A 13,690-nucleotide genomic window follows, 5' to 3' on the forward strand; every position below is an offset into this window, starting at 1 on the left:
CTGGACGCGCCCCTGGGCACCGGGGCGGCAGCTGATCCGCACGAGGCGGTCATCCTAACGGGGGGTGCGAGCGACACCGCCCCGACCCCGCCCGGATTCCGACGGACGCCTGACAGGCATACGCCAAGCTCAACGGTCCGCAGTCGTCCGCCTACAGTTATGCCCCCACGGGCATCTCAATCCGATTACAACACCGCGCCATATCCCGCCAAAAACGGGCATCCGCCCTGATTCGCTCCTGGCGGGTGGTCTAGCGTTCGACCTACGCTCCCGCGGTCTACGTACCCTGCACTGAGAGGCGCTGCAAGGTGCGCTCTGTCATGACCCCCCGTGAAGGCGGACCGGCGCGCCCGGGGGAACCCGGCGCCTCCGCTGACGACTTCGACGCACACGACGATGACGACGGTTTCGAGGAACCGGTCCCCGAGCCGGTGTTCGTCGACCAGTCGGGCCTCCGCGGCCGCCTGCTGCGGGGCATGGGCTGGCCGGTCTCCCTGGTGGGCGCGGTCCTGGCGGTCGCCATGGGCGGCAGCCTGATCGGCATGCAGGCGGACGCCCCGGCGCTGGTGGTGCCCGCACAGCCCGCGCAGGCGCCGTCCGCCCCCGCGGTCCCCTCTCCTTCTCCCTCCGCCCCCGCGGCGCCCTCGCCCTCGCCCTCGCCGTCCGCCACCGGAACGGCCGGACGCTCCACCGCGCCCGGCACGAAGGGCCCGGCCGGCAGCACGAAGCCGAGCGGCGCGCGGTCCGGTTCGAAATCCCCCACCGGGGTCCACGCATCGACGCCCTCGGGCCAGTCGGCCGCGCACTCCTGACGACCCGCCGTTCCCGCACCTCCGCACCTCCGCACCACCCATCTCCAGGAGCGCCATTGTCCCGCCACCAGCGCCGTCGGCAGTCCCTGCTCAGGCCGCGACGACTGGCTGCGCCGCCGTTGCGCTTCTTCATGCCGCTGTCCCTGCTGGCGTGCCTGCTCGCGCTGCTGGTGCTGCGCGGCCTGGCCACCAACGAGGTGTTCCACGACACCCGGATCGCCCAGTCCGTGGACAAGACGACGGTGCCCGAGTCGCTGCTCAAGGGCGGCCCGGTCATCGACGCGCGCGGTGACAAGAAGGCGAACCCGGTGAGCTACCGGATACCCGACAAGACCGTGGTGCTGAGCTTCGACGACGGCCCCTCGCCGGAGTGGACCCCGAAGGTCCTGAAGGTGCTCGCGGCCCACGGCATCCGCGCGGACTTCTTCGTGACGGGCTCGATGACCACCCGCAACCCGGAGCTGATCCGGCAGATCGTCGCAGGCGGCCACGAGATCGGCCTGCACACCTTCACCCACCCGGACCTGGTGTACCAGTCGCACACCCGGATCAGCTGGGAACTCGCTCAGACCCAGCTGGCGCTGGCCGGCGTCGCGGGCGTCCACAGCTCGCTGTTCCGGCCGCCCTACTCCTCGGACGCCTCGGCGATGGACGACTGGAACTACCCGGTCATCAAGTACGTGGGCGCACACGGCTACCTGACCGCGTTCATCGACCGCGACACCGACGACTGGAAGCGCCCCGGCGTGGCGGAGATCGTCAAGGCCGCGATGCCCACCACGCCCGGCGCGGGCGAGCTGATCCTGCTGCACGACGCGGGCGGTGACCGGTCGGAGACCGTCGAGGCGCTGGAGCAGATCATCGTCAAGCTCCAGGGGGAGGGCTACCGCTTCACCACCATCTCCGACGCGCTCGGCGCCTCCAGCGCCATGGTGCCGGTGCACGGCTTCCAACTGTGGGCGGGCAAGGGGTTCATCTGGGCCACCCACGTGTCGGTGGTGACCCTGCCGCTGCTGGTCGGGCTGCTCGCCCTGGTCGGCTTCCTGAACTTCGGCCGGTTCGCGCTGATGATCGTGCTCGCCCCGGTGCACGCCCGCCGCTCCAAACGACAGGGGGCCTGGGGACCACCCGTCACCGAGCCGGTGACCGTCCTCGTCCCGGCCTACAACGAGCGGGAGTGCATCGCCAACACGCTCAACTCGCTGGCCGCCAGCGACTACCCGATCGAGGTCATCGTCATCGACGACGGCTCCACGGACGGCACCGCGGACATCGTCGAGGAGATGGACCTGCCGTTCGTCCGGCTGATCCGCAAGGTCAACGGCGGCAAGCCGAGCGCGCTGAACGCCGGTGTGGCGGCCGCCTCGTACGACATCGTCGTGATGATGGACGGCGACACCGTCTTCGAACCGTCCACCGTCCGCGAGCTGGTCCAGCCCTTCGGCGACCCGGGGATCGGGGCGGTCGCGGGCAACGCGAAGGTCGGCAACCGGGACAGCCTGATCGGCGCCTGGCAGCACATCGAGTACGTCCTCGGCCACAACCTGGACCGCCGGATGTACGACGTGCTCAACGTCATCCCGACCATCCCCGGCGCGGTCGGCGCCTTCCGCCGGGAGGCCCTGCAGGCCGTCGGCGGGATGAGCGACGACACCCTGGCCGAGGACACCGACATCACCATGGCGGTGCTCTGCGAGGGCTGGCGGATCGTCTACGCCGAGCGCGCCCGCGCCTGGACCGAGGCGCCCGCCAGCCTGCAGCAGCTGTGGTCGCAGCGCTACCGCTGGAGCTACGGCTCCATGCAGGCGATGTGGAAGCACCGTCGCGCGGTGGTCTCCCGCGGGCCGGCCGGCCGTTTCGGCCGGATCGGGCTGCCGCTGGTCGTGCTGTTCGGCGTGGTCGCCCCGCTGCTGGCCCCGCTGGTCGACCTCTTCCTGCTGTACGGCGTCCTGTTCGCGGACACCCCGATCACCCTCGCCAGCTGGGGCGGCTTCATCCTGCTCCAGTCCGTGCTGTCCTGGTACGCCTTCCGGCTCGACCGCGAGAAGCCCTGGCACCTGATCAGCCTGCCGCTCCAGCAGGTGGTCTACCGGCAGCTGATGTACATCGTCCTCTTGCAGTCCACGATCACCGCGTTCACCGGTGGCAGGCTGCGCTGGCAGAAGCTCCGGCGCACCGGCGAGGTCTCCGCCGCGCCGGTGGAGGTGTGACATGACTTCACCCACCGGACAGCGCGGGCGCCACGAGGAGACCGTCCCGCTGCGCGTCCCCGAGAACTTCGCGCGCCACGAGGACACCATGGCGCTGCGCATCCCCGCGCAGTGGCGCAGGGACCACGACACGGACCCGGCCCCGGGGCCGGAGACGCAGCAGGAGGAGCAGCGGGCTCCCGCGCCGCCCAGGGGCGGCCGGGACCGCTACCTGGACCTGCTGCGCGCGCTGGCGCTGGTCCGCGTGGTGCTCTACCACAACTTCGGCTGGTTCTGGCTGCCGCTGCTGTTCCCGTCGATGGGCGTGATGTTCGCGCTGGCGGGGTCGCTGATGGCCCGTTCGCTGAGCCGTCCCGCCCTCGGCGTGGTCCGCGGGCGGATGCGCCGCCTGCTGCCGCCGATGTGGCTGTTCGGCGGCATCGTGATCACCCTGCAGGTCCTCGACGGCGGCGGCCCGGACGCGGACGGCCACCCCACCTGGTGGTGGGCGAAGCTGGCGTTCTGGCTCCTGCCGCTCAGCACTCCCCCGTACGCGGAGGACGGGCTGCACGGCCTGCACCTGCACCTGGAGTCCGGTTGGGCCACCCAGCTCGTGGTACCGCTGTGGTACCTGCGGGCCTACCTCTGGTACGTGCTGCTCTCGCCGCTGATGCTGCGGGCGCTGCGGCGCTTCCCGGTGGTGACGCTGCTGGCCCCGCTGGCGCTGGTGATCGCGATGAACGGGTTCTTCGTCGAGCACGACTTCGTCTACCAGCGGGTCTGGGAGACCGTCAACGACTTCGCCACCTTCGGCTCCTGCTGGATCCTCGGCATGGCGCACCAGGAGGGGATGCTCAGGCGGCTCCCGCAGTACGTCCTGCCCTCGCTGGCGCCGCTGGTCATGGTGGCGGGCTTCTGGTACCTGCAGAGCAGGCCGGTCGACCCGACGCAGCCGACCGACATCGAGGCGTGGCCGATCGCCCAGGCCGTCTGGTCCTTCGGTTTCGTCGCGCTGCTGCTGCACCTCAGCCCGTCCTGGGAGCGGTGGCCGGCCCCGCTGGAACGCTGGAACGGGCTGGTCAGCCTGCTCAACTCGCGGGCCGTCAGCGTCTACCTGTGGCACGTGACGGCGCTGGTGGCCGCCGTCCCGCTGATCGACCACCTGTGGGACGTCGACTTCTTCTACGAGCACCTGAAGTGGCTGCTGACCAGTCAGTGGTTCACCCTCGTGGTGGGCGTCCCGCTGCTCGCCCTGCTGGTGCTGGCCTTCGGCTGGGTCGAGGACGTGGCCGCCAAGCGCTCGCCGCGGCTGTTCCCGTACCCGCGCCGCAAGCGGGGCAAGCGCCGGGTCGCCGTCTGAGGCACCGCCCGCCGCGCGTTCCGCTCCCGGCTCAGGCGAGTTCCAGGGCGAGGTAGAAGTCGACGCGGTCCTCGAGTCGGGAGAGGTCGCGGCCGGTGAGTTCCTCGATCCGGCCGATGCGGTAGCGCAGCGTGTTGACGTGGACGTGGAGCTGGGCGGCGCAGCGGGTCCAGGAGCCGTCGGAGCGGAGGAAGGCTTCGAGGGTGCGGACCAGGTCGGCCTGGTGTTCGAGGTCGTAGGCGATGACCTTGTCGAGGAGGCGGCTGCGGAAGGCGCGGCGGACCTCGTCGGGGACGGCGGCGAGCAGCAGGACGTGGGAGGCGAGTTCCTCGGGGCCGGCGACGCAGACCCGGCCGACCCGGGCGGCGGCGATCCGGCGGGCGTGCCGGGCCTCTTCGAGGGCGCCGCGCAGGCCGCCGGACTCGGCGGCGGGGGCGCAGACGCCGACGGTGATCCGGCCCTCGGAGCCGAGGCCGGCTTCGAGCGGGGCGAGCAGGGCGCGGACGGCGTCGGCGGGGACGGCGGTGTCGAGGGCGGGCAGGGCGACGACGGCGCCGGTGGGGCCGAGGGCGGCGACCAGGGCGCGGTCGGTGGCGGCGGCGAGCGCCTCCTCGAGGACGGGGCGCAGCGCGCCGTCGGGCAGCCCGGTGGCGTCGGCGGAGAGCACGAGCCACTGCGGCTGGTCGCCGGCGGTCTCGGTGGAGCCCTCGTAGCGGGTGGCCATGGTGGTGGAGGCGTGCAGGGCGCGGCCGATCTCGGCGGGGTCGGCGTCGCGCTGGAGCAGGGCGAGGACCTCGTCGGCGATCCGGCGGCGCAGCCGGCGGCCCTCGTCGCGGCGGGTGCGTTCGGCGGCGACCAGGCGGGCCAGGTTCTCGGCGAGCTGCTGGCGCTTGGGCGTCCACTCGGTGACGTCGCCGGCGACGACGAGGATCCAGTCGGCGAGGAAGGTGTCGGCGTCCGCTTCGGCGGCGGCGGGCAGCAGCGAGTAGGGGCCGGTGGCGAGGCGGACCCGGTGCGGGGGGCGGCGGCGCTGGCGCTGGGCGGCGAGGTGGGCGCGGGCGAGCTGGTCGCGGTCGGCGGCCGGCAGGCGGTCGGCGGGGCCGGCGACGACGCGCCCGGTGGGGGTGAGCACCCAGCAGTCGAGGTCGAGGTCGCCGCCGAGCAGGTCGAGGACGGCGTCGAGGCCGCCGGCGCCGGCGGCGGAGACCAGCAGGCGGTGCCGGTCGACCAGGGCGGCGAGGTCGGCGGCGCGGTCGGCGGAGACCTGGCGTCCGACGTACTCGGTGACCGCGCCGAAGGCGACGTCGTCGGGGACGGCGAGCAGCGGCAGGCGGTGGCGGCGGCAGGCTTCGGCGAGGTCGGCGGGGACGGGGCCGACCTCGACCTCGCCGGCGCCGAGGGCGGCGGCGCCGGCGGTGGCGATGGTGCGCACGAAGCGTTCGGAGTCGACGGGGGCGGTGCGCCAGAGCATGCCGGTGAGGACGAGTTCGCCGCCGTGCAGGTAGCGGCCGGGGTCCTGGAGGTCGGTGGTCATCACTCCGGTGACCTGCCGGTCGAGCTCGTCCTCGCCGGCGAGCAGCCGCAGTCGGGGGGCTCCGGGGGCGAGCAGGTCGCGGACGCGCATGGGCAGCCCTTCTTGGTCTGTGAGGGTGGGACCGCGGGGTGGAACGGCCCAGTGTGCCCGACCTGAGCTGGAGGATCGTCCACCTTAGAGGAACGTACAGGACGGTGGTGCGGGTCACCGCCGGGCCTCATGCCATCAGTGACTGCCAGTGGCCCCCGTCACAGCGGTTCACTTGCCAACACGCCGCCGGGCTGCACCGCGGTGCCGAGGGCCCCCGGGCCCCCGGCACCGGCAAGGGCGCAGGTGCCCGCGTCCGTCGGCGACGACTTGAGGAGTAACCCGCATGGAGTTCCTTCGGCCCGCGACCTGGGACGAGGCACTCGCGGCGAAGGCCGAGCACCCCACCGCGCTGCCGATCTCGGGCGGCACGGACGTCATGGTCGAGATGAACTTCGACGTGCACCGGCCATCCGCGATCCTCGACCTGAACCGCATCACCGAGCTCGCCGAGTGGAGCGGCGACGGCGAGACCGTCCGGCTGGGCGCGGCGGTGCCGTACGCCCGGATCATCGAGGAGCTGTCGGGTCCGCTGCCGGGCCTGGCGCTGGCGGCGCACACGGTGGGTTCGCCGCAGATCCGCAACCGCGGCAGTGTCGGCGGCAACCTGGGCGCGGCCTCGCCGGCCGGCGACTCGCACCCGGCGCTGCTGGCCGCGGGCCGGGACGTGTTCGTGGAGGCGGAGTCGGTGCGCGGGTCGCGGCTGATCCCGATCGACGAGTTCTACCTCGGGGTGAAGCGCAACGGCCTGGAGCCGGACGAGTTGATCCGCGCGGTGCGGATCCCGGTCGCGGACGGCCCGCAGCAGTTCTCGAAGATCGGCACCCGCAACGCGATGGTGATCGCGGTCTGCGCGTTCGGCTTCGCGCTGCACCCGAAGGACGGCACGGTCGGCACCGGCATCGGCTCGGCCGCGCCGACGCCGCGCCGGGCGGTGGAGGCCGAGGAGTACCTGCGGGGCGTGCTCGCCGAGCGCGGCCTGTGGGAGTCGGGCGAGCTGCTGGGCCCGGAGGTGGTGCGGCGCTTCGGCGAGCTGGTGAAGGCCGCGGCCTCCCCGATCGACGACGTCCGGGGCACCGCCGCGTACCGGCGGCACGCGCTGGCCGTGATGGCCCGGCGCACCCTGACGTGGTGTTGGAACGACTATCGCAAGCAGATCAGGAGCGCGGCATGAGGGTCACGTTCAGCGCGAACGGCAAGCCGGTGGAGGCCGACGACGTGTGGGAGGGCGAGTCCCTGCTGTACGTCCTGCGCGAGCGGGTCGGCCTGCCCGGGTCCAAGAACGCCTGCGAGCAGGGCGAGTGCGGCTCGTGCACGGTCTACCTGGACGGGGTGCCGGTGTGCTCCTGCCTGGTGGCGGCGGGCCAGGTGCAGGGCCGCGAGGTGCGCACCGTGGAGGGCCTGGGCGGCGAGGACGGCGAACTGGGCCTGGTCCAGCAGGCGTTCGTGGACGCGGGCGCCGTGCAGTGCGGCTTCTGCACCCCGGGGCTGCTGGTGCAGACCGACGCCCTGCTGGCCTCCGACCCGCAGCCGTCCGACACGGACATCCGCGAGGCGCTGTCCGGCAACCTGTGCCGCTGCACCGGCTACGAGAAGATCATGGACGCGGTGCGGCTGGCCTCGGCCCGCACGTGCTCGGCGGAGGTGCGGAAGTGACGTCGCGGACGATCCAGGGCCAGAAGAACCTGCAGAAGATCAACCAGGCGTCCAAGGACGGCATCGGCGGCTCCCCGCTGCGCCCGGACGGCGCGCTGAAGGTGAGGGGCGAGTTCGCCTACTCCTCCGACATGTGGCACGAGGACATGCTCTGGGGCACGGCGCTGCGCTCGCCCCACCCGCGCGCCAACATCCTGGGCGTCGACGTCTCGGAGGCGCTCAAGGTCCCGGGCGTGTACGCGGTGCTCACCCACGAGGACATCCCCGGCGAGAAGTACTACGGCCTGGAGATCGCCGACCAGCCGGCCCTGGCGATCGACAAGGTCCGCTACCACGGCGAGGCGATCGCCCTGGTCGCGGCCGACCACCCGGAGACGGCCCGCCGCGCGGTGAAGAAGATCAAGGTCGAGTACGAGGTGCTGACCCCGATCACCACCGAGGAGCAGTGCCTCGACCCGGAGACCCACGGCTACGTGCACGAGCCGCACGAGTACAAGTCGCACGCCTACGGCAACGTCTGCCACGAACAGAAGCTGGTCTCCGGCCTGGGCGTGACCGACGAGGTGCGGGCGCTGGCGGACGTGATCGTGTCCGGCGAGTACGAGGTCGGCATGCAGGACCAGGCGTTCCTGGGCCCGGAGTCCGGCCTGGCGGTGCCCGCCGAGGACGGCGGCGTCGACCTGTACATCGCCACCCAGTGGCTGCACGTGGACCGCCAGCAGATGGCGCCCGTCCTGGACCTGCCGCTGGAGAAGGTCCGGCTCACGCTGGCCGGGGTGGGCGGGGCGTTCGGCGGCCGCGAGGACCTGTCGATGCAGATCCACGCCTGCCTGCTGGCGCTGCACACCGGCAAGCCCGTCAAGATCGTGTACGCCCGCGACGAGTCGTTCTTCGGGCACGTGCACCGCCACCCGGCGAGGATGCGCTACGAGCACGGCGCGACCCGCGACGGCAAGCTGGTCTTCGCCGACTGCCGGATCGTGCTGGACGGCGGCGCGTACGCCTCCGCCTCCCCCGCCGTGGTCGGCAACGCCGCCTCGCTGGGCCACGGCCCGTACGTCATCCCGAACGTGCGGATGCACGCGATCGCGCTGTACTCCAACAACCCGTCCTGCGGGGCGATGCGCGGCTTCGGCGCGGTGCAGGCCGCGTTCGGCTACGAGTCGCAGATGGACAGGCTGGCCGAGGCGCTCGGCATGGACCCGGTGGAGCTGCGGCAGCTGAACGCCGTCACCCAGGGCGACTTCATGCCGACCGGGCAGGAGATCGACGCGCCCGCGCCGGTCGCCGAGCTGCTCCAGCGGGTCAAGGACATGCCGCTGCCGCCGCCGCTGGACCTGGAGCACCCGGACGTGCGGACCCTGCCGGGCGCGCTGTCGAACACCTCGCACGGCGAGGGCATCGTGCGCGGCGTCGGCTACTCGGTGGGCATCAAGAACGTCGGCTTCTCCGAGGGCTTCGACGACTACTCGACGGCCCGGGTCCGGCTGGAGGTGATCGGCGGCGAGCCGGTGGCCATGGTGCACACCGCGATGGCCGAGGTCGGCCAGGGCGGCGTCACCGTGCACGCCCAGATCGCCCGCACCGAGCTGGGCGTCGAGCAGGTCACCATCCACCCGGCCAACACCGAGGTCGGCTCGGCCGGCTCCACCTCCGCCTCCCGGCAGACGTACATGACCGGCGGCGCGGTGAAGCTCGCCGCCGAGGCGGTGCGGCACGAGCTGCTGGAGCGCGGGCGCCACCGCTACGGCTGGACGCAGACCGACCTGTCGCTGGTGGGCGGCAAGGTGGTCTCGGCCTCGGCGGGCGTGCTGATCTCCATGGTCGACCTGCTCGGGGACGACGCCGTCGAGCAGACCCGCGAACACCACCACCGGCCCACCGTCCCGTTCGACAAGGAGACCGGGCAGGGCTTCGGCCACGTCCAGTACACCTTCTGCGCCAACCGCGCGGTGGTCGACGTGGACGTGGAGCTGGGCCTGGTCAAGGTGGTCGAGCTGACGGCCGTGCAGGACGTCGGCAAGGCGCTCAACCCGCTCTCGGTGGTCGGCCAGATCCAGGGCGGCTGCACCCAGGCGCTGGGCCTCGCGGTGATGGAGGAGATCGTGGTCAAGGACGGCAAGGTGCGCAACGCCTCCTTCACCGACTACCTGATCCCGACCATCCTGGACACCCCGCCGATCCCGGTGCAGATCCTCGAACTGCCCGACCCGAACGCCCCGTACGGGCTGCGCGGCGTCGGCGAGGCGCCCACCGTCTCCGCCACCCCGTCGATCGTCGCCGCGATCCGCCAGGCCACCGGCAAGGCGCTCACCCGCATCCCGGTGCGGCCGGAGCACCTGACCGACACGCTCTGACGGCCGGTCGAGAACGTCCCCGGGGACGACGTCACGGTCCTCCCCGTCGCTCCCCGGGGTCCTGCCGTCCAGCCACGCCGGGCCGGCGGCCGCACCACCCCCACCCGTGAGTCGAACCAGTCCCCCTGCGTACCCCACCTGACGGGCATTCAGGTCGGCTCGCCCACCCCAACCCCCTATGAACCTTGGGAGTGGACATGACCCGGACCTCCACGGAGCCCGGCCCCACCGAAGACGCGGCCCCCACCGCGCCCGAAACACCACCGCGCGGCGCCCTCGACGCCTACTTCAAGATCTCCGCGCGCGGCTCCACCCTGGGCAACGAGATCCGCGGCGGTCTCACCACCTTCATGGCGATGGCCTACATCGTCCTGCTCAACCCGATCATCCTGAGCGGCGCGGACGTCACCGGCGCCAAGCTGGGCCACGCCCAGCTGACCACCGCCACCGCGCTGGCCGCCGCCGTCACCACGATCCTGATGGGCGTGGTCGGCAACGTGCCGCTGGCGGTCGCGGCCGGCCTGTCCGTCTCGGGCGCGATATCCGCGCTGGTGGCGCCGCACACCACCTGGGCGCAGGCGATGGGCCTGTGCGTGATCTACGGCCTGCTGATCGTGCTGCTGGTGGTCTCCGGCCTGCGCGAGAAGATCATGAACGGGATCCCGCTGCCGCTCAAGCACGCCATCACCATCGGCATCGGCCTGTTCGTGGCGATCATCGGCTTCCACAAGGCCGGGTTCGTGCACACCGGCGGCCCCACCCCGCTCTCGCTCGGCCCGTCCGGCGAGCTGCGGGGCTGGCCGGTGCTGATCTTCGCCCTCACCCTGCTGACCGTCTTCGTGCTGCTGGCCCGGAACGTCCGGGGCGCGATCCTGATCGGCATCGCGGCGGGCACCGCGGTCGCGCTGGTCGTCAACGAGGCGGCCGGGCTGACCGCGGAGGACTGGGGCGGCTCGGCGCCGAGCTGGCCCGGCTCGCCGGTCTCCGCACCGGACTTCGGGCTGTTCGGGCACGTCGACCTGTTCGGCGCGTTCGGCTCGCACGGGCTGGGCGCGATCAGCGCCTCGGTGGCGGTGTTCACCCTGGTGCTGGCCGGGTTCTTCGACGCGATGGCCACCATCATCGGCGTCGGCACCGAGGCCGGGCTCGCCGACGCCAAGGGCCGGATGCCCGGACTGTCGAAGGCGCTGTTCGTCGACGGCGCGGGCGGCGCGATCGGCGGCCTGTCCGGCGCGTCCGGGCAGACCGTGTTCGTCGAGTCGGCGACCGGCGTCGGCGACGGCGCCCGCACCGGCCTGGCCTCCACCGTCACCGGCGGCGTGTTCGCGCTGATGCTGTTCTTCTCGCCGGTGGCCGCGGTGGTGCCGGTGCAGGTCGCCTCCGCCGCGCTGGTGGTGATCGGCTCGATGATGATGAGCCAGGCCCGGCACATCGACTGGTCGGACCGCGAGACCGCCATCCCCGCGTTCCTGACCTGCGTGCTGATGCCGTTCACGTACAGCATCACCGCGGGCGTCGCGGCCGGCGTCGTCTCGTACACCGTCATCAAGGCGGGCACCGGCAAGTGGCGCGAGCCCGGCCCGCTGATGTGGATCCTGACCGGCGTGTTCGTCGTGTACTTCGCGCTCGTCCCGATCAAGTCCTGGCTGGGCGTCCACTAGCCACTCCCCCCGCCGCCCCGCCGAACCCTCCGGCGGGGCGGCGCACCCCGTCCGTGAGTCCGTGAGGAGCAACCCCGTGCACGACATCGCCGCCCAGTTGCACACCTGGCACGCCGCCGGACGCCCCTACGCCGTGGCCACCGTGGTCGGCGTCTCCGGCTCCGCCCCGCGCGACCCGGGGGCGGCGCTGGCCGTCGACGCGGACGGCGAGGCGGTCGGCTCGGTCTCCGGCGGCTGCGTGGAGGGCGCCGTGTACGAGCTGTGCCGGGAGGCGCTGCGCACCGGCACGCCCGTCCTGGAACGCTTCGGCTACAGCGACGAGGACGCCTTCGCCGTCGGCCTGACCTGCGGCGGACTGCTCGACGTCTTCGTCCAGCCGGTCGTCCCCGGCGCCGCCCCGGGCCTGGACGCGGCGGTCGCCTTCGTCGCCTCCGGCACACCCGTCGCGGTGGCCCGGGTCGTCGACGGTCCGCCCGCCCTGCTCGGCGGCGCCCTCGCCGTCACCGCCGACGCCCACCACGGCACCCTCGCCTCCTTCCGCCTGGAGCGCGCCGCCGTCGCCGAGGCCCGCGCGATGCTCTCCGCCGGGCGCACCGGCCGGCTCGTCCTCGGCCTGGACGGGCGGCCCTGCGACCCGGACGGGGAGGGCACCGTCACCGTCTTCGTCGAGGCGTACGTGCCGCCGCCGCGGATGCTCGTCTTCGGGGCGATCGACTTCGCCTCGGCGGTGGTGCGGATCGGCAAGTTCCTCGGCTACCGCGTCACCGTCTGCGACGCCCGGCCGGTCTTCGCCACCGAGCGCCGCTTCCCCGAGGCGGACGAACTCGTCGTCGACTGGCCGCACCGCTACCTCGACACCCAGTTGGACCGGCTCGACGGCCGCAGCGTGCTGTGCGTCCTCACCCACGACGCCAAGTTCGACGTCCCGCTGCTGGAGCGCGCCCTGCGCCTGCCGGTCGGCTACGTCGGCGCGATGGGCTCCCGCCGCACCCACCTGGACCGCGACGCCCGGCTGCGCGAGGCCGGCCTCACCGAGGCCGAACGCGCCCGCCTGCACTCCCCCATCGGCCTCGACCTCGGCGCCCGCACCCCCGAGGAGACCGCCGTCTCCATCGCCGCCGAACTCGTCGCCCTGGCCCGCGGCGGCTCCTGCCTCCCGCTCTCCGCCACCGGCGGCCCGATCCACCACGATCCCGCCGCCCGGCCGTCCCCGCGGGCGGCCTAGCACCGCCGGGTGATCCACGTCACACCGGGCGCGGAACCGGCCCGCCCGCCCGGGGTGCGGCTCCGTCGGCGCCGCCATTGACGTGCACACACAGTCGACCCACCGACCGGAGCGCCAGATTCCGGTCGTGCCGTTGCCCCCGTCATGTTCGAATCCCCTGCGACGGGCATTCCACCTGGCTAGCCTGATCCCCGCTCAACCCGGAAAACCAAGGCAACCGAGTGACGGCAGGGGAAGACATGAACAGGACCACCCGCAGGATCGCCAAGGCGCTCGTCGCCGGCTCGATGGCCGCGGTGTCCCTCCTCGCCCTGGCGGGGAGCGCCTCGGCGGGCGGTACGACGGGGCTCGAACGCGGCCAGGCCCTCGTCGCCCCCAACGAGATCCTGAAGTTCGACGCGAACCGCCACCTGATCTACGTGATCGACGTGCAGGCGGACGGCAACGTCGTCGAGTACCGCTGGGACTACGTCAACCACACCCGGACCAGGGCCTGCTGGTCGACCGGCACCTGGTGGGCGGGCGACGTCCTCGCGACCTACCAGGACGACGGCAACTTCGTGGTGTACCAGCGCTACGGCTACCGGCCGATCTGGGCGTCGAACACCGTGGGCCTGCCGGGCACCTCCGTCAGCATCAACGACCAGGGCGTGGTGTACGTCGGCCTCAAGGCGATCTCCGGCCCCTGCTGACCTCCGGCCGGACGGGGGGAGCGGTTCCCGCGCAGCCCCGGCGGAGCCTCCCGCGCGCGGCGGGCGGCGTCGGCCGCTCCCTCCCGCCCCGGCCCTCACACCACCCCCGCCCCCAGC

The 13,690-nt window shown here is 72.9% G+C and carries 10 protein-coding genes; 9 read left to right on the top strand and 1 reads right to left on the bottom strand.

Translation table 11 applies throughout. The features are described from left to right. The first annotated feature begins 320 nt into the window (after nt 1-320). The 3 genes from OO48_RS38615 to OO48_RS28525 all read left to right on the top strand — a co-directional run bounded on the left by OO48_RS38615 (nt 321) and on the right by OO48_RS28525 (nt 4,361). Nucleotides 321-812: a hypothetical protein gene (locus tag OO48_RS38615; RefSeq protein ID WP_033221395.1), complete on the top strand. Its 492-nt coding sequence runs from the start codon at nt 321-323 to the stop codon at nt 810-812. A gap of 119 nt (nt 813-931) precedes the next feature. After that, nucleotides 932-3,022 (top strand): bifunctional polysaccharide deacetylase/glycosyltransferase family 2 protein, encoded by a 2,091-nt coding sequence (locus OO48_RS28520; protein ID WP_051733010.1) that lies wholly within the window; start codon nt 932-934, stop codon nt 3,020-3,022. A gap of 1 nt (nt 3,023) precedes the next feature. Next, complete coding sequence (locus OO48_RS28525) at nt 3,024-4,361, top strand: acyltransferase family protein (protein ID WP_245194842.1); 1,338 nt, start codon at nt 3,024-3,026, stop codon at nt 4,359-4,361. Between the two features lie 31 nt (nt 4,362-4,392). On the opposite strand, the gene OO48_RS28530 is transcribed toward OO48_RS28525, so the two are convergent. After that, complete coding sequence (locus OO48_RS28530) at nt 4,393-5,985, bottom strand: PucR family transcriptional regulator (RefSeq protein WP_033221399.1); 1,593 nt, start codon at nt 5,983-5,985, stop codon at nt 4,393-4,395. Between the two features lie 283 nt (nt 5,986-6,268). On the opposite strand from OO48_RS28530, the gene OO48_RS28535 reads away from it, so the two are divergent. The 6 genes from OO48_RS28535 to OO48_RS28560 all read left to right on the top strand — a co-directional run bounded on the left by OO48_RS28535 (nt 6,269) and on the right by OO48_RS28560 (nt 13,573). Continuing rightward, a complete protein-coding gene (locus OO48_RS28535; protein ID WP_033221400.1) occupies nt 6,269-7,156 on the top strand; it encodes an FAD binding domain-containing protein in 888 nt (295 codons plus the stop codon). Then, nucleotides 7,153-7,638 (top strand): (2Fe-2S)-binding protein, encoded by a 486-nt coding sequence (locus tag OO48_RS28540; protein WP_033221401.1) that lies wholly within the window; start codon nt 7,153-7,155, stop codon nt 7,636-7,638. The genes OO48_RS28535 and OO48_RS28540 overlap by 4 nt, the downstream gene beginning before the upstream one ends. Beyond that, nucleotides 7,635-9,995, top strand: a complete 2,361-nt coding sequence (gene pucD / locus OO48_RS28545; protein ID WP_209439553.1) for a xanthine dehydrogenase subunit D — start codon at nt 7,635-7,637, stop codon at nt 9,993-9,995. The genes OO48_RS28540 and pucD overlap by 4 nt, the downstream gene beginning before the upstream one ends. A 197-nt stretch (nt 9,996-10,192) precedes the next feature. Further along, complete coding sequence (locus OO48_RS28550) at nt 10,193-11,656, top strand: NCS2 family permease (RefSeq protein WP_033221402.1); 1,464 nt, start codon at nt 10,193-10,195, stop codon at nt 11,654-11,656. Nucleotides 11,657-11,732: 76 nt separating this feature from the next. After that, nucleotides 11,733-12,881, top strand: a complete 1,149-nt coding sequence (locus OO48_RS28555) for an XdhC family protein (protein ID WP_033221406.1) — start codon at nt 11,733-11,735, stop codon at nt 12,879-12,881. Nucleotides 12,882-13,120: 239 nt separating this feature from the next. After that, nucleotides 13,121-13,573, top strand: coding sequence for a hypothetical protein (locus tag OO48_RS28560; RefSeq protein ID WP_033221408.1), 453 nt, complete (start codon nt 13,121-13,123; stop codon nt 13,571-13,573). The last annotated feature ends 117 nt before the right edge of the window (nt 13,574-13,690 follow it).

The organism is Kitasatospora phosalacinea, assembly GCF_000716545.1.
Lineage (GTDB): Bacteria > Actinomycetota > Actinomycetes > Streptomycetales > Streptomycetaceae > Kitasatospora > Kitasatospora phosalacinea.